This window comes from Natronococcus sp. A-GB7, from assembly GCF_029688865.1.
Lineage (GTDB): Archaea > Halobacteriota > Halobacteria > Halobacteriales > Natrialbaceae > Natronococcus.
Genome location: NZ_JARUKV010000006.1, coordinates 89,091 through 105,418, shown reverse-complemented (window position 1 = coordinate 105,418; position 16,328 = coordinate 89,091). Strand labels below are relative to the sequence as shown.

Here is a 16,328-nt window from a genome sequence, read left to right as displayed (position 1 = left end):
ACGATGGCAACAGAAATCGCGTTCGAACTTCCGTACACGGAGTGGAACTGGCGAATCGGCGTCTACGTCGCCATGATCGGGATCGCCGGCGGCGCGTACCTGACCGGATACGTCGCGGACCTCCTCTCGGCGAGGGGCAACGCGAGCGAGCACGGCCGGATCGCCAAGTACGGCTACCTCGTCGGACTGCTCGGACTGGCGATCGGACCGCCCGTCCTGCTGTCACACCTCGCGACGCCGTTCCGGGCGATGCTGATTCCGCTGACGATGACGAACCTCGGGTCGTGGATGGCGATCGGGGCGTACATGCTGCTCGGGTTCGGGCTGGGCTCGTTCCTGATGTTCGCCTGGGTCGCGTTCGGGCGGAACCGACCGCACTCCCCGACCGTCGCCGAAGGGAGCGAGGGAACGCTCGCGGCCGACGGCGGACGGGACGTCTCCTCCGACGGCGGAGCCGAGGACGGACCCGCCAGGGCTGCGACGGGCGGGACGACCGGCGGGATCCGGGGCATCCTCAACCGTATCGGGCTCCTGGACCGACTCGACGCGCTCGCCGACTACACTCGCCCCTCGGAGCCGATCCGCCTCGCGATCGGGGGCGTCTTCGCGATCTTCGCCGCCGGCGTCCTCGTCTACTCGGCGATGGCGTACGGCTCCGGGGCGACCGAGCGGGTCGCGCTGTGGGACAAAACGTTCCTGGTTCCGGTCCAGATCCTCGGCGGGCTCGGCGCAGGGCTGGCCGTCTCCGTCGGGCTGACGGCGGTCGCCGACCGATCCGTCACTCCGACGGTACAGCGCTACTCGCTGGCGGCTGCCGGACTGCTCGCGGCGACGCTGGTGGCGGTCCTCGCGACCGTTACGCTGTTGCCCGAACAGGTGCCTGCGGCGGAGCCGGCCGTCGAGAATATGCTGACCACCCACGCTACCCTGTTCCTCGGCGGGGCCGTGTTCGCCGGGCTGGTCGTGCCGATCCTGCTGTCGGTCGGAACGGTCGTCGGCCAGCGGCGCGACGCGCTCTCGGGGACCGCTGCGGCGACGTCCTACGCTGTCGCCGGGCTGCTGGTGGTCGCCGGTAAGGTCGCCCTCGCGCTGACCTACCTGCTCGCCGCCGAGTTCACGCCGATGCCGCTCCCGATCTGAGCTCTCCACCCGGCTACCCCTGCTGTGACTACGAGTGGGAAGGATTTCCAGCCGTAACCAGAACGGATAGGGAACCTGTCGCCGTAGCACTCGACGATGACGCCCCCTCGAGACGACTGGGACGCAACCGCCTACGACGACGACCACTCGTTCGTCTACGAGTACGGTCGGGACCTGCTCGAGCTCCTCGAGCCGACCGCCGGCGAGCGCGTGCTCGATCTCGGCTGCGGCACCGGGGAGCTGACGGCGGCTGTCAGCGACGCGGGCGCGACCGCCGTCGGGCTCGACAGCTCCGGCGAGATGATCGCGACCGCCCGCGAGGCGCACCCGGACTGTTCGTTCGTTCGAGCCGACGCGACGACGTTCGACGCTGACGAGCCGTTCGACGCCGTGCTCTCGAACGCGGCGCTGCACTGGATCGACGACCAGGACGCCGTCCTCGAGACCGTGCAGAACGCGCTTCGGCCGGGCGGCCGGTTCGTCGCGGAACTGGGCGGAACGGGCAACGTCCGAGCGATCGTCGACGCGCTCGAGGCCGAACTCGCCGACCGGGGGTACGACGGCGACCACCCCTGGTGCTTCCCCTCGATCGGCGAGTACGCGCCGCGCCTCGAGGCCCACGGGTTCGAGGTGCGCTCGGCAACGCTGTTCGACCGGCCGACGGAGCTCGAGAACGGCGCGGACGGCCTCGCGAACTGGATCGGGATGTTCGGAGACGAATTCTTCGAGGAGGTTCCCGACGCCGAGCGCGACGCGATCGTCGGGGCGGTCGAGGACCGACTCCGCCCGGAGCTGTTCCGCGACGGCTCGTGGGTCGCCGACTACCGACGGCTTCGCTTTGTCGCCGTTGCGGACACTCTCGCGAAGGAGTAGGCGGGAAAGGAGAGAGGTGACTCGTTCGAAAGAGGTACCTATTGCAGCTGTTCTGCGTTAGGTAGCTATCGAGGAGACGACCAGATAGCCGACGTAGACGAGGAGGGCGAGCACCGCCAGCGAGACGACCGTGTTCACGATCCACGTCACGAGCCCGAACACGAGCGCGACAAGCTCGAGGACGAGCCAGAGGGCGACGATGCCGGCGATGGCGAGGCCGACGATCCGCAGTGGACGCGTCATACCCGGGGATACCGCACGATCCGATATGAGTGTTTTCGCCGATCGACGAACCACGCCAGCCAGACCCGTCGGCTCGCGCGACCGACGAAAGCGACTCGGCCCGGTTCAGAGACGAGTCGGCGGCTCGTTCCAATCGTACTGTCTGATTTCACTACATTACTGGGAATAGGTAAAACTGGTCGTACTGAGATCAGGGTAACACTACCGATCGATTCAGTAGTTACCTATTACACCTCTTCTTCTGAGCGGGTTCTCACTGTCAGGCGATATACGACAGGGATCGGTGTTGGCGAGGCCCGCTCCGGAGCGAAGCCGACAAGAGAGAAACCGAACGTGTACCCTTCTATCTCGAGCAGCAGTCTAGCACTTTTTCCAATATTTCGGGGGAGCTATCTGGCTATAGATACCTCTCGAGTCGGTTGGCGAACCCAAGCATCGGTTCGTCGATCACTCCACTCTCTCGCGGACGGAGCCTGCCGATTGCACCACGGCAGCCGTCCCGGTCCTGTAGAACGCAGTCGAACCCTCGTCCGAGTGATGAACCGCTACGTTCAAGCCCGCGATCGAGAAAGCGTCCGTATGTCCGGATCGAACGCCGTCGAACGACGAATCGGCGACAGCGGCGTCGTCGCAGTGCTTCGCGGGATCAGCGAGAATCGAATCGCCTCCGTCGCTCGAGCGATCCACGACGCCGGGGTCGGCGCGATCGAAGTGACCGCCGACGGAACTCGCGTCCGCGAGAAGGTTGCGGCCGTCGACCGCGAACTGCGTGATACCGACGCCGTCGTCGGCGCCGGGACCGTCCTCGACGCCGCGACGACGGAGTCGGTCGTCGACGCAGGGGCGACGTTCGTCCTCGCGCCCGACTGCAACCCCGACGTGATCCGAACGTGCAACCGCCACGGCGTCGTCTCGATCCCCGGCGTCACGACGCCGACGGAGGCCGTGACGGCGATCGAGGCCGGTGCCGATATTTTGAAACTGTTCCCGGCGACGACCGTCGGTCCCGACCACGTCGGCGCGCTGCAGGGCCCGCTCGGAAACGTTCGCGTCGTGCCGACCGGCGGCGTCTCCGCCGACAACGTCGCGTCGTTCTTCGACGCGGGAGCCTTCGCCGTCGGCGTCGGGAGCGCGATCGTCGACTACGACGCGATCGCGGACGACGACATGGATCGGGTCCGCGAGACCGCCGCCGAGTTCGTCGCCGCGGTCGAGTCTGCTCGGTCGGGGTAGGAACGCTCCTGCTCGAGAGACCCCGTTGTTTCCTCGATCGGCGTCGCGGGCTCGAGCGGGCCGCCAAGCGATCTTCGGACGGACGTGGGACGACACGATCGCTCACGAGGAACGCGTTGTATACATCCATATGACTGTAAAACTCGCGAGCGAACGAGGCTCCGGGAAACACGACGTGTCCGAACACCCACATATGATGGGATGATGACGGTGGCGGCAGGAACGACGACTCGAGGTGTCGTTCGAGCCGACGGGTCCGTAAGAGATCCCCGTTCGCGGTCGTAATATCAAACGCTTTGAGGGCGCACTCGAGACGTCCAGTATGGACTACTGGTCGTCGCCGAGAAACCGTCGCTGGCTGCTGTGGGGGATTCTGGCCGTCTCCTTCCTGCTGGTCAACGTCTACCGGCTCTCGACGGCTGTCCTCGCCGACGACCTGATGGCGGCGTTTCGGACGACCGGCGGGCAGCTCGGCACGCTTCACGCCGTCTTCTTCCTCGTCTACGCCCTGATGCAGCTGCCGACGGGCGTCCTCGTCGACCGAATCGGTCCACGGCGGACGGCGGCGGTCGGCGCAGTGACGATGAACGCCGGTGCGCTCTGGTTCGCGCTCGCGGAGGGGTACCCCTCGGCGCTGGCCGGTCGGCTGGTGATCGGGCTCGGCGGCAGCGTGATCTTCGTCTGTATGCTGCGGTTCTGTGCCAGCTGGTACCGCGTCGACGAGTTCGGCACGATGAACGGGCTGAGCTTCGCCGTCGGCGGCGTCGGCGGCGTGCTCGCGACGACGCCGCTGGCCGTGCTGGTGGACGCGACCGGCTGGCGAACCTCGCTGTCGATGCTCGCGGCCGTCGGACTGGTCGCCGCCGCCGTGACGGCGCTCGTCGTCCGGGACTCGCCGGAACGCGCGGGGTTCGAACCGATCGCGGGGGTTCCCGAGCAGTCCCGGCTCACGCTGGGAGAGATCCGAACCCACGGCGCCACCGTCCTGCGCGATCGGTGGACGTGGGTCGTCAGCGTCCTCCTGTTCTGTACGGGCGGAGTGAACCTCACGCTGTTCGGCCTCTGGGGGATCCCCTACGTCGTGCAGGTGTACGACACCTCCGTCACCGTGGCGTCGCTGTGTACGCTGCTTGGCGGCGTCGGGAGCGCCGTCGGCCCGCCTGCGTTCGGCTGGCTCTCCGATCGTCTCGAGCGTCGAACCGAGTTCGTCCTCGGCGGCGGGCTCGTCTACACCGGCGCGCTCGCGCTGCTCGCGATCGTCGGCGACCCGCCGCTCGCAGTCGTCGGAGCGGTGTTCTTCGTGGCCGGTGCGTTGCTGGGGACGTTCGTCCTCACCTATCCCCTGATCAAGGAGCGCCACTCGAGCCGGGCGAGCGGGATCTCGCTCGGCGCGATCAACGGCGCCTCGTTCTTCGGGGCCGCCGTCTTCCCGACGGCGATGGGGTGGGTACTCGACGCCTACTGGACCGGCGAGTTCGTCGGCGGCGTCCGTGTCTACACGGTGACGGGGTACCGCGTCGCGTTCGGAATCGCCGCTGTCGCCGGGCTCGTGACGATCGGCTGTGCGATCTGGCTTCACCGTCGAGCCGACACCATCAACACGTAAGTGGGTTCGCTCGAGAATCAGGCGTCGTAGGCTTCCTGAGCGAGGCGGTGGAGCTTGTGGACGGTGTGTTCGTTCGGGCCGAGCTGAGCCTGTGCGAGCGCGCCGGTCCGCAATCCTGCCCACTGGCGCTCGACGAGTTCGAAGTCCTCCTCCTGGAGCTGGCGGCTCGTACGGACGAACTCGCGCTCCTCCTCCGAGATATCGCCGTCACGGAAGTAGTAGTCCGCGATCAGGCGGAAGCGGCCGGTGTCGATCGGGTCGATGATGTAGGTGCCGTAGCCGTCGGCGGTGCCGTACATGTTGATCGTGAAGTTGGGCCAGAAGTAGTGGAACTGGGCCTCGCGCTCGTCGTGGATCCGGAGGTCGTCCTCGACGTCCTCGTCGTGGGTGTAGTGGAGCACCCAGTGGTAGTCGTTGACCTCGAGCTCGGAGTCGGTGAGCTCGATCCCCTTGATCCAGTCCTGGTGGTTGGCCTGGCAGTGATCGCACTCGGAGTAGTTGCCCGCGAACACCTTCCAGTTGCACTCGACCTCCGAGACGACCCGACAGCCGTGCTCGTACTCCTCGAGGGGCAGCGACTCGAGTCGCTCCTTCAACACGCCGGCCTGCTCGGTCAGCGACAGCGGCTCGTCGCTCAGGTTGACGAAGTAAAGCGGTCCGATGCTGTCGACGCGGACCGACTCGGCGTGTTCGAACTCGGCCGGGTCGACGCGGCCGGGATCGGTCATCGACGTCTCCTCGACCACGGGGAACCCCGTTCGTGCCGAGAAGTTCTCGAAGACCTCGACGTCGCCGTCCGTCCCGCGGACGACGACGAGGTCGCGACCGCCGACGCTGCGGGTGAAGAACTGTCCCGGTTCGTCGATACAGCTGGCGTGGCCGGCGTACACCCAGTACCGCCCGAAGACCTTGTCCTTCTCCATCTCGAAGGTCTCGGGCTCGGTGAAGTACTTCGCCGGCAACGCGTTCGACTTTTCCGTGATATCCGGGCTGACTGGCTTCGTCCGAGCGTGCTCCCACTGTGTCATACACTCTCTATGATGATCGAGTTCATGAAAGAAGTTAACTAGGTATATAGCGCCCATTTATATGACGGGTGGTTCCCGCCGCGCCGGCAGCGGGGCCGCTCCGGTCTCGAGTCGCCCGCCGTCGCTCGCGTTCGTCGAGCCAGTATCGTCGGCAGCGTTGCGACTCGAGTTCTGGATCTCACTGGTCAACGACCGCCGTTCCCGGCGGTACTGGGTACGATCGTGGTCGCAGCCGAGAAGAGGTCGTTCGGGCGGTCGTCTTCGCAGTGTAGGACCGGCGTTCGTCGACAGCAGGACGATCCGGAAGCCGATGCGCCGACCGCGACGGCTACCCGATCAGAACGCACGCAGGTGGTCGTCCTGCGGTTCGTACAGCCCACCACCCATTCGGATCTCGTGGATCTTCTCGAGCGTCTCGCCGATCGACAGTCCCTGCTCGCTCATCGCCGCCGCGACGGCGCCGATCGGAACGCCGTCCTCGTACTCCGCCTCGAGCTTGGCGACGACGTCCTCGAGCGTGTACACCTCCTTGAGGTCGTCCTCGGTCACCGCGTCGGTGAGGTCGGGCTGGATCCGCGTAAACTCCACGTCGTGGCCCGTGACGCTCGAGTGGCGGCGGTAGAACTCGACGATCTCGTTCGGGTCGTCGCCGTGCAGGTCGACGTCGCAGTCGGGGCAGCTCGCGGCGTACGCGACCTGTCGTTGCGCGCTCATCGGTCGGCGTCACCTCCCGTTACGAGCTGATGGAGACTCCCGACGGTATCGTCCGGCTCGAGTCGGGCCTGCGCGGAGGCCTCGTGGTCGTCCCGACGGCGTCCGGCCAGCTCGACCAGTTCGGCGCGCCGTCGGCGACTGGTCCGGATCCGTTCGCGCTCTTTCTCCTCGAGGTCGCCGTCCCGGACGTAGTAGTCGGCGATCAGCTGACACCGATCGCCGTCGATCGGATCGATGCGACAGGTTCCGTAGCCGTCGACGTCGTCGTACACTTCGATCGTGAGGTTCGGCCACAGGTAGTGAACCTGCGCCTCGCGGCCCCCATCACGGGTGGATCGGACGAGCCAGTGACGATCCGCGGTTTCGAGGGCGGCGTCCGACGGCTCGAGCCCCGCGAGCCGGTCGCCGCGACGGAGACGCTCGAGGGCGGCGCCCGCGACCGTCTTCCAGTTACACTCGACCTCCTCGGCGATCCGTCGGCCGTGTTCGTACCCCTCGAGGGACAGCGACTCGAGCCGATCCGTCATCACGCCGACCTGCTCGGACAGCGCCGGCGGATCGTCGCTCAGGCTTACGAACAGCAGCGGGCCGACGCTGTCGACGTGGACGTCGTTCAGGCCGTTGGTCTCGCAGTCGAACTCCTGGACGTCCTCGTTCTCGAGGTCGGGGTTCAGGCTCGCGTCCTCGAAGCTCTTGGGCGTGCTCCGGAGCTCGCCGTCGAGGTCGTACGTCCAGAGGTGGTACGGACACTGGATCCGGCTCCCGCCGCCGGGATCGGTCATCGGCGTATCCTCGACCATCTTGGAGCCGCGGTGGGCACAGACGTTGTCGAACGCCTTGATCTCGCCGTCGTGACCGCGGACGACGATCAGCTGCCGGTCGCCGACGGTCCGGGTGAAGAACTGTCCCGGCTCGGCGATGCTGTTGGCGTGGCCGGCGTACATCCAGTACTCGCCGAAGACCGTCTCCTTCTCCGTCTCGAAGGGATCGGGGTCGGCGAGCTGATTTGCCGATGACGTGCTCGACTCGTCTGCAACGTTCTCACTCACCGCGGCGGCTCGTGAGTCGTCCCACTGTGTCATATGGCACCACCAACACAGGATATACTGAAAGTCGTTCACCCGTGTTATTGAACACCAATATATACCCCCGTGGGAGTGACGACTCGACCCGACCCGGTTCTTCGAGGAGTCGAAACCGGCTCGTAGCGGACGAGCTGGGAGAGAACGGAGTACGTGAGGACGGGAAAGCGGAACTCGGTCGACGGTCGCGGATCGGTGTCGATCGGCGAGCGACGCTACGGGACGGCCGACTGCCGATCGCCGGAGTGGGCATCCCCGGCGCGTCGCTCGGATCGGTGCCGGTCGCTGCCGCGGATCCGCTCGGCGATCTCCTCCCGCGACGGACCCTCCTCCGGCGTTCTCGAGGCGTAGACGCGTCTGACCACGAGATCGATCAGGTCGAGCCCCTCGAGCAGCTCCCGAGTCCGGTCGCGCTCGAGGTCGAGCGCTCGAGAGACGTCGTACAGCGTCATCGACGACTCGACCGCGTCGATCAGCCCCTCGACCTCGACGTCGTCCGGAAGGCCGATCCCGTCCGCAACGAGGGGCCGCTCCGGGATATCGTCGGCCGGTTCGGCGGTCCCGTCGGGACGAGCGAGATCAGGCTCCGGCTCCGCGTCGCTCGCGACGGACTCCGATCCGTCCGCGGGGAGCCGCTCGCTCGAGTCGGCGACCGACTCAGTTCTGTCCTCCGCTTCCGCCGTGTCGTCCACGTCGTAGGAGACCGGGTCGTGCACGCCGGCGTCGATCATGTACCGACGGACGGTCTCGGCGGCGACGTCCATCTCGAGGACGTCGGCCATCGCCGCGAACGTCTCGAAGGACTCGTACAGACACTGCAGGTACTCGGCGTCGTCGTACGGCGGCAGCTCCTCGTTGCGCGCGTCCTCGAGGGCCCGCGAGACCTCGGAGTCGATCGCGGACTCCGTTTCGGGTTCGCTCTCGAGTCGGGAGTCCGTCGACACCGAGTCGACGGCGTCCCCGTCGAGGGGTTCGTCCGTCTCGAGCGGTCCGTCGGTCTCGGCCGGTTCTACCCCGGCGTCCGATTCGGCCGCCGAACTCGCCGGCGTCTCGTCTCGAGCCGGCTCCGACTCCTCCTCGAACCCGAGCGCAAACGTCACGACGACGTCGCCGTCCGCGGTTACGCGGGCGTCGTCTTTCGCCACGACGACGTCCTCCGGCGCGTACTCGGCTATCGTGGGGAGTGCCGACGGGGCGAACTCGAGGCGGAGTCCGCCGTCGTCGTCCAGACGTGCCGCTTCGGGAGCCGTTCCGGATTCCGATTCGGACGCCGTCGCGTCACACAGCGGGGCGACGACGTCGACCGAGACGCTCGGACCGGCCGAGTCCGCTCGCCCGGAGATCGTCGCGTCGACCTGCCGGATCACGCCGCCGTCCGCCTCGTACCGGTCTACTATTTGCGAGAGTGTATCAACCGAGTCACCGATCCTCATGATTTATCTACGCTTGGGTTTCGGTCGGGGTAATACTGAGTGGGGAATACTCCGTCCCTTCATATACATCGAGGTTGAGCACCTGGTAGCGGGCGTGATAATCGAGAATCTACGAGCGATCGAACCGGGTCCGACGGGCCGCCCGATCGAGTTCCCCGAGCGCTCCGACGAGGCGACGCAGCCCGACGACGTCGTGCGCTTACCGAGACCGACTCGTCGTTCGAAACACGATCCCTCAGTTTTCGTATCGTTCGTTGGACGATCCGGGATGGCGACAGCTATATCCGACCCCCACCAGCATATCGAGGTGAGTTATGAATACACACGACAGTCTGCCGGCCGAGGCCGACACCGTCGTCGTCGGCGCCGGAATCGTCGGCTGCAGCACGGCGTACCACCTGACCGAGTTCGGGCGCGAGGACGTCGTCGTCGTCGACCAGGGGCCGCTTCCGACCACCGGAGGATCCTCGAGTCACGCGCCGGGGATCATGTTCCAGACCGCCGAGGACAAGGTGTTGACCAAGTTCGCGAACTACAGCCGCAAGCTGTACTCCCAGCTCGAGGACGAGGACGGAAACCAGCTCTACAGCGAGACGGGCGGGATCGAGGTCGCCCGGAGCGACGAGCGGATGGACTTCCTCCAGCGCCGGGTCGAGCACGGCACCGCCTGGGGCGTTCCGGACCCACAGCTCCTCTCGCCGGAGGAGGTCGAGGAGAAGCTCCCCCTGGTCGACAGCGACGTCATCCAGGGCGGCTACTACTCGCCGACCGACGGCCAGGTGTCGGGGGTCAAGGCCTGCGCCGCGCTGGCGAGGGCATCGATGGATCGGGGTGCGAAGTTCGTCCCTCACACGCGGACCGAGGACGTCGCGGTCGAGGACGGCGAGGTGCAGGCCGTCGTCACCGAACACGGCGACATCGAGTGCAACGAGGTCGTGATCGCGACGAACATCTGGGCGCGCCAGCTTGGCGAACAGCTCGGTGTCCACCTCCCGGTGACGCCGGTCGAACACCAGTACACGATCACCGAGTCCCTCGAGGAGCTCTCGGGCGACCAGGACGTTACCCAGGACCCGGTCTACGAGAACTACCGCGAGGTCTCCGGCGAGAAGGCGGACCGCCTGCTCGCGAACCCCGACCGACCGATCCTTCGGGACCAGGACAACGCCCTGTACTTCCGGACCCACGGCGACGCCTACGGAATCGGCTCGTACAACCACGAGCCCCTCGTCCCCGACCCACAGGAGCTGGGCGGCAACGAGGAAGGCGGCGAGCAGGGCTCGATCCACGAGTTCTCCGACTACCACCTGAACAACGCGACCCACCCGGACCGTCCGGACAAGGCGCCCCGTCAGGCCAGCGACGAGCTGTTGCCCGCGACCAAGGGCAAGGAGCTCGAGCACAAGTACAACGGGATGTTCGCGGAGTCGCCCAACGGCCTCCCCGTGATGGGCCCCGTCCAGGAGTACGACGGGCTCTGGACCGCCGCGGCCATCTGGGTTACCCACGCCGGCGGCGCGGGGCGTGCGCTGGCCGAGTGGATGGAGACCGGTGCCCCGAAGCTCTCCGACGGCCGAATCGACCTCTCGCACTGTAACGTCAACCGGTTCCAGCCCCACGAGGGCAGCTGGGACTTCGCCCGCGACATCGGCGGCGAGGAGTACCGGATCGTCTACAACATCGTCCACCCCAAGTGGACCTGGACGGACCACCAGCGGGACATCCGCCGCAGCTCGGTCTACCACAAACTCCAGGAGCTCGACGCCGAGCTGTGGGCCGAGGCGGGCTGGGAGGAGGCCCAGTGGTTCGATTCGAACGCCGACCTGCTGGCGCGCTACGGCGAGGACGTCCCCGAGCGGGACGGCTGGGAGGCGAAGTACTGGTCGCCGATCGAGGGCGCCGAGTCGCTACACGTCCGCAACGAGGTCGGCATCCACGACATGACCTCGTTCAACAAGATGGAAGTCAGCGGACAGGGTGCCGGCGAGTTCGTCCAGTACCTCTGTACCAACGACATGGACATCGACGTCGGCCAGGTGCGCTACACCCTCATGTGCAACGAGGAGGGCGGCGTGCGGGCCGACATCACCGTCACCCGAACGGACGACGATCGCTACCTCGTGCTCACCACGGGTCGAGAAGTCGGGCAGAACCACGTCGCCTGGGTCAAGAAACACGCCCCCGAGGACGTCACGGTCCGGGAGGTCACCTCGGAGCTCACCTCGTTCGTTCTCACGGGGCCCAACGCCCGCGACGTGTTGAGCGAGGTGACCCGAACCGATCTCTCGGACGATGCCTTCCCCTACTTCACCTCCCAGGAGATGTTCGTCAAGAACGTCCCGGTGCGGGCGCTGCGGGTCTCCTACGCCGGCGAACTCGGCTGGGAGCTGTACACGCCCAGCGAGTACGGCGGGCAGCTCTGGGAGCACCTCTGGGAGGCCGGTCAGGACCACGACCTCCGGCCGTACGGCAACGGCGCGCTCGACTCCCTGCGCATCGAGAAGGGGTTCCGGCTGTGGGGAGAGGACCTCCACACCGAGCACAACCCCTACGAGGCGGGGCTGAGCTTCGCCGTCGACCTCGAGACCGAGTTCATCGGGAAGGACGCGGTCGTCGAGGCCGCCGAGGGCGAACGGATCGATCACAAGGTGGCCTGTCTGACCCTCGAGGACGAGGACGCGGTCGTCTTCAAGAACCGACCCGTCCTCGACGGTGACGAATCGCTGGGGTACGTCCACAGCGCCGAGTACGGGTACACCGTCGGCGCCTGCGTCGCCTACGCCTACCTTCCGCCGGAGTACGCAGAACCCGGCACCGAGGTCGAGATCCTCCACGAGGGCGAACGCTACGCAGCGACGGTGCGGGACGGCCCGCTGCTGTAGTTCGGCCTCGAGCGCTTTTTTGACTCGCTATCGATGCGTAGTGACGTTTCCACGATCTCGAGCGCTACCTGCTCGAGTCCCCACGGGAGCGAAAAAACCGGAACGGAGCCGCACCGCGCGTTGCTATGGGAGAGAAGGGAGGCGGAACGGCGGTACGCCTCCCTCCGTATGGCAGCGACACCCCTCAACAGGTGTCACCTGGACCTTGACATCCGATCTCAAAGTAGGTGCAGGGGGAATACTTGTGGTGTTTATCCCAAGAGCGGGATTTCGCGAATCGTAGTCCAGAAGCTGTCTCGAGGATGAAACGTCGAACATCGCCCCCGAGGATTCATTGTCCGGCCGGGCGAGCAACCGATAGCGCTGCAGCCGGCGGTCGACGCCGCCCGGAGCGAGATCGTAGTCGCTCGCGGGTCGCGCGGACGTCGGCGGTCGCAGCGAAGACCCACTATGACACGGATCATCGACGGAAACGAGGTCGCCGACGGTATCAGATCGGAACTGGAGTCCTGCGTCGAAACGCTCGAGTCGGCCGGCGTGACGCCGGGGCTGGCGACGGTGCTGATGAGCGACGACGGGGCGAGCGAGACGTACGTCTCGATGAAACAGCGGGCGTGTGCGGAACTCGGGATCGAGAGCGTCCACGCGGAGCTGGATCCGACCGAGCCGACGGACGTGTTGCTCGAGCGGATCGACGACCTGAACGCGGACCCCGCGGTACACGGGATTCTCGTGCAGCTGCCGCTACCGGATCACATCGACGACCGAGCCGTTCTCGAGCGGATCGAGCCGACGAAGGACGTCGACGGCTTCCACCCCGAGAACGCCGGCCTGCTGGTCGCCGGCGAGCCCCGGTTCAAGCCGTGTACGCCCCACGGCATCCAGCGGCTGCTTGCGGCGGCCGACGTCGACACCGAGGGGAAAGACGCCGTCGTCGTCGGTCGGTCGAACATCGTCGGCAAGCCGATGGCGAACCTGCTGATTCAGAAGGCCGACGGCGGGAACGCGACGACGACGGTCTGTCACTCGAGAACGGCCGATCTCGGCGAGAAGACCCGGCAGGCGGACGTCGTGATCGCGGCCGCCGGCTACCCCGAGCTGATCGACGGCTCGATGATCGGGGAGGGCGCGACCGTGATCGACGTCGGCGTCAACCGTGTCGAGGCGGACACCGAGAAGGGGTACGAGCTCGTCGGCGACGTCGAGTTCGAGAGCGCGAAAGCGAAGGCCGACGCGATCACGCCCGTTCCCGGCGGCGTCGGTCCGATGACGATCGCCATGTTGCTCTACAACACCGTGAAGGCGGCGAGTATTCAGGCAGACGTCCCCGTCTCGCTGCCGTAGCCACGGACGCGTTCGTGGCGTCCTCAATCGCCCGACGGCCGGATCACAACACGTGTCGGCCAACGGAGTAGTTGTGGACTGCCGAGTTGCACTGTCGCTTCGTGGCCGGTACTCGGCCCGCAGCACCCGAATCGCCGGCCACGTTCGACCGTCACCGATGCACTTATCATACCCACTGTACCACGGTGTGTTATATGAGCACAGACAACCCGCCCTCGAGCGCCGAGACGGTGATCGTCGGTGCCGGGGCGGTCGGGTGCAGCGTGGCCTACCACCTGACCGAACTCGGCGCCGACGACGTCGTCGTCCTCGACAAGGGACCGCTCCCTGTAACGGGCGGCTCCTCGACCCACGCGCCGGGGATCATGTTCCAGACCTCGCCGTCGAAACTCCAGACGAAGACCGCACACTACACGACCCGACTGCTGAAGGAGGCCGGCGTCTACAACGAGACCGGCGGAATCGAGCTCGCTCGCTCCGAGGAACGCATGGACTTCCTGCAGCGCCGGGTCGAGTGGGCGAAATCGTACGGTCTCCCCGAGCCGGAGCTACTCGAGCCCGAGGAGGTAACCGAACGACTGCCGCTGGTCGACGAGGAGGAGATCCTCGGGGGATACTACTCGCCGACCGACGGCCAGGTCGCCGGCACCGACGCGCTCCAGTGGTACCTCGAGACGACGCCGGCGTCGTTCCACGGCCACACCGAGGTGACCGACATCGAGGTTGAAGGGGACGAAGTGCAGGCGGTCGTCACCGACCGCGGTCGCATCGAGTGTGACCGCTGCGTGCTCGCGACGAACAACTGGGCCTACCAGACCGGGCAGCTGGCGGGCGTCGACCTGCCGATCGCCCCGGTCGAACACCAGTACGTCGTCACCGAACCGCTCGAGGAGCTCCGGGGCAACGAACGGGCCGACGACGCCGTCACCGGGCTCGAGATCCCGGGCGACCGGGAGATCACCGAGTCGATGGCCCAGCCCCCGGACCGTCCGGTCGGCCGCGACCAGGACAACTCGCTGTACTTCCGGACCCACGGCGAGGGGTACGGTCTGGGCTCGTACAACCACGAGCAACTCGTGGTCGACCCCGACGAGATGGGATCGAACACCGAGGAGAGCCAGGCCTCCGTCCACAGCTTCACGGAGAAACACTGGACGAAGGCGACCCACCCGGACCGCGAGAAGTCACCGAAACAGGCGTTCGACGAGCTGTTGCCCGCGACCGCAGGCAAGGAGTTCGACGCCACCGAGAACGGGATCTTCGTCTACACCCCCGACGGGATGCCCGTCCTCGGGGAAACCGCACAGGTCGACGGGCTCTGGACCGGGCTCGCGATCTGGTGGACCCACTCGGGCGGCTACGGGAAGATCCTCGCCGAGTGGATGGAGACGGGCGTCCCCCGGCTCCCCTCCGGCCCCGTCGACACGAGCGGGATCCACGTCAACCGGTTCGAACCCCACGCGGGGAACAAGCAGTACTTCATGGACCGGGGCGGGATGCGCTACCAGCAGGTCTACAGCATCGTCGAGCCCCGCTGGCAGCCCGCCGACCGCCGCGGGCTCCGAACGAGTCCGTTCTATCACCGCCAGCAGGAGCTGGGCGCGGAGTTCTACCAGAGCGGCGGCTGGGAAGTCCCCCAGTGGTACGAGTCCAACGCCGACCTCGTCTCGAAGTACGAGGACCGCATCCCCGAGCAGGACGGCTGGCAGGGGGTCAACCGCTCCCCGATCGAGGGCGCCGAACACCTCCACACTCGGGAGAAGGTGTCGATGTTCGACATGACGACGTTCAGCTCGATCATGGTCGAGGGCAGCGACGCCGGCGACTTCCTCCAGCGGGTCTGTAGCAACGACATGGACCTCTCGATCGGCCAGGTCCGTTACACCACGATGCTCAACGAGGGCGGAACCGTCCTCGCGGACCTCACCGTCGCCCGCCTCGACGACGAGGAGTACATGGTGACGACCGGCGGCGGGAACTCGCCGGGGATCCACGGCTCCTGGCTCGAGAGTCACGCCCCCGAGACGGTGTCGGTCACGGTCGAGGAGTCCGCGAAGAGTACGATCGGCCTCTGGGGGCCGAACGCACGATTGCTCCTCCAGCGGACGACCGACGCGGACCTCTCGAACGACGACTTCTCCTACTTCAGCGGGAAGCGGATCTACGTCGGCGACGTCCCCGTGATCGCCCTGCGGCTCTCCTACGTCGGCGAACTCGGCTGGGAGCTGTGGGCGCCGACGGAGTACGCACAGAAGCTGTGGGACACCCTCTGGGAGGCCGGTCAGGATCTCGGGGTCCGTCCCATGGGCGCCGGCGCGGTCGAGTCGATGCGCCTCGAGAAGGGGTTCCGGCTGTGGGGAACCGACGTCGATACCGACGTCAACCCCTACGAGGCGGGGCTCCCGTTCGCGGTCGATCTCGACACCGACTTCGTCGGCAGGGAGGCGCTCGTCGAGGCGAAAGACGAGGGGATCGACAACCGGGTTGCCTGCCTCACCCTCGACGAGTCGACGGACGTCGCGCTCGGGGGACGGCCGGTTTCGAAGGACGGCGACGTCCTCGGTTACGTCCAGGCCGGCGACTACGGCTACAGCATCGGCGAGTCGATCGCCTACACCTACCTCCCCAGCGAGTACGCAGAGACGGGGACGTCGGTCCAAATCGACTGCGAGGGACGGAGCTACGACGCGACGGTTCGGGACGAGCCGCTGTTCGACCCCGGACGGGATAAAATAATCCGATAGGCCGTC

At 66.7% G+C, this 16,328-nt stretch carries 12 protein-coding genes; 7 read left to right on the top strand and 5 right to left on the bottom strand.

The window, feature by feature from the left end; all coding sequences use genetic code 11:
* Positions 1–3: 3 nt before the first annotated feature.
* Positions 4–1,140: a dehydrogenase gene (locus QA609_RS07340; RefSeq protein ID WP_278301946.1), complete on the top strand. Its 1,137-nt coding sequence runs from the start codon at positions 4–6 to the stop codon at positions 1,138–1,140.
* Between the two features lie 96 nt (positions 1,141–1,236).
* Entirely contained in the window at positions 1,237–2,013 is a 777-nt protein-coding gene (locus QA609_RS07335; RefSeq protein ID WP_278301945.1) for a methyltransferase domain-containing protein, read from the top strand.
* A 57-nt stretch (positions 2,014–2,070) separates the two neighbouring features.
* On the opposite strand, the gene QA609_RS07330 is transcribed toward QA609_RS07335, so the two are convergent.
* Complete coding sequence (locus QA609_RS07330) at positions 2,071–2,256, bottom strand: hypothetical protein (protein ID WP_278301944.1); 186 nt, start codon at positions 2,254–2,256, stop codon at positions 2,071–2,073.
* A 579-nt stretch (positions 2,257–2,835) separates the two neighbouring features.
* Here QA609_RS07330 and QA609_RS07325 point away from each other — a divergent pair.
* Complete coding sequence (locus QA609_RS07325) at positions 2,836–3,489, top strand: bifunctional 4-hydroxy-2-oxoglutarate aldolase/2-dehydro-3-deoxy-phosphogluconate aldolase (RefSeq protein WP_278301943.1); 654 nt, start codon at positions 2,836–2,838, stop codon at positions 3,487–3,489.
* Between the two features lie 322 nt (positions 3,490–3,811).
* Complete coding sequence (locus QA609_RS07320) at positions 3,812–5,095, top strand: MFS transporter (protein ID WP_278301942.1); 1,284 nt, start codon at positions 3,812–3,814, stop codon at positions 5,093–5,095.
* 17 nt (positions 5,096–5,112) lie between these two features.
* Here the strand turns inward: QA609_RS07320 and QA609_RS07315 are convergent, their stop codons facing one another.
* From QA609_RS07315 to QA609_RS07300, 4 genes are all read right to left on the bottom strand, one after another.
* Complete coding sequence (locus QA609_RS07315; RefSeq protein ID WP_278301941.1) at positions 5,113–6,123, bottom strand: SRPBCC family protein; 1,011 nt, start codon at positions 6,121–6,123, stop codon at positions 5,113–5,115.
* 336 nt (positions 6,124–6,459) lie between these two features.
* Positions 6,460–6,837, bottom strand: coding sequence for a hypothetical protein (locus QA609_RS07310; RefSeq protein WP_278301940.1), 378 nt, complete (start codon positions 6,835–6,837; stop codon positions 6,460–6,462).
* Entirely contained in the window at positions 6,834–7,919 is a 1,086-nt protein-coding gene (locus QA609_RS07305; RefSeq protein ID WP_278301939.1) for an aromatic ring-hydroxylating dioxygenase subunit alpha, read from the bottom strand. The genes QA609_RS07310 and QA609_RS07305 overlap by 4 nt, the downstream gene beginning before the upstream one ends.
* A gap of 215 nt (positions 7,920–8,134) precedes the next feature.
* A complete protein-coding gene (locus tag QA609_RS07300; RefSeq protein WP_278301938.1) occupies positions 8,135–9,352 on the bottom strand; it encodes a hypothetical protein in 1,218 nt (405 codons plus the stop codon).
* Between the two features lie 314 nt (positions 9,353–9,666).
* Between QA609_RS07300 and QA609_RS07295 the strand changes: the two genes are divergently transcribed.
* The 3 genes from QA609_RS07295 to QA609_RS07285 all read left to right on the top strand — a co-directional run bounded on the left by QA609_RS07295 (position 9,667) and on the right by QA609_RS07285 (position 16,322).
* Entirely contained in the window at positions 9,667–12,234 is a 2,568-nt protein-coding gene (locus QA609_RS07295; RefSeq protein WP_278301937.1) for an FAD-dependent oxidoreductase, read from the top strand.
* 450 nt (positions 12,235–12,684) lie between these two features.
* Entirely contained in the window at positions 12,685–13,578 is an 894-nt protein-coding gene (locus QA609_RS07290) for a bifunctional methylenetetrahydrofolate dehydrogenase/methenyltetrahydrofolate cyclohydrolase (protein ID WP_278301936.1), read from the top strand.
* 194 nt (positions 13,579–13,772) lie between these two features.
* A complete protein-coding gene (locus tag QA609_RS07285; protein WP_278301935.1) occupies positions 13,773–16,322 on the top strand; it encodes an FAD-dependent oxidoreductase in 2,550 nt (849 codons plus the stop codon).
* Positions 16,323–16,328: the final 6 nt, after the last annotated feature.

What these genes read in the sequence shown, in the direction of transcription:
- QA609_RS07340 (WP_278301946.1), top strand. Translation starts at nt 4, where the DNA reads ATGGCAACAGAAATCGCGTTCGAACTTCCGTACACGGAGTGGAACTGG.
- QA609_RS07335 (WP_278301945.1), top strand. Translation starts at nt 1,237, where the DNA reads ATGACGCCCCCTCGAGACGACTGGGACGCAACCGCCTACGACGACGAC.
- QA609_RS07330 (WP_278301944.1), bottom strand. Translation starts at nt 2,256, where the DNA reads ATGACGCGTCCACTGCGGATCGTCGGCCTCGCCATCGCCGGCATCGTC.
- QA609_RS07325 (WP_278301943.1), top strand. Translation starts at nt 2,836, where the DNA reads ATGTCCGGATCGAACGCCGTCGAACGACGAATCGGCGACAGCGGCGTC.
- QA609_RS07320 (WP_278301942.1), top strand. Translation starts at nt 3,812, where the DNA reads ATGGACTACTGGTCGTCGCCGAGAAACCGTCGCTGGCTGCTGTGGGGG.
- QA609_RS07315 (WP_278301941.1), bottom strand. Translation starts at nt 6,123, where the DNA reads ATGACACAGTGGGAGCACGCTCGGACGAAGCCAGTCAGCCCGGATATC.
- QA609_RS07310 (WP_278301940.1), bottom strand. Translation starts at nt 6,837, where the DNA reads ATGAGCGCGCAACGACAGGTCGCGTACGCCGCGAGCTGCCCCGACTGC.
- QA609_RS07305 (WP_278301939.1), bottom strand. Translation starts at nt 7,919, where the DNA reads ATGACACAGTGGGACGACTCACGAGCCGCCGCGGTGAGTGAGAACGTT.
- QA609_RS07300 (WP_278301938.1), bottom strand. Translation starts at nt 9,352, where the DNA reads ATGAGGATCGGTGACTCGGTTGATACACTCTCGCAAATAGTAGACCGG.
- QA609_RS07295 (WP_278301937.1), top strand. Translation starts at nt 9,667, where the DNA reads ATGAATACACACGACAGTCTGCCGGCCGAGGCCGACACCGTCGTCGTC.
- QA609_RS07290 (WP_278301936.1), top strand. Translation starts at nt 12,685, where the DNA reads ATGACACGGATCATCGACGGAAACGAGGTCGCCGACGGTATCAGATCG.
- QA609_RS07285 (WP_278301935.1), top strand. Translation starts at nt 13,773, where the DNA reads ATGAGCACAGACAACCCGCCCTCGAGCGCCGAGACGGTGATCGTCGGT.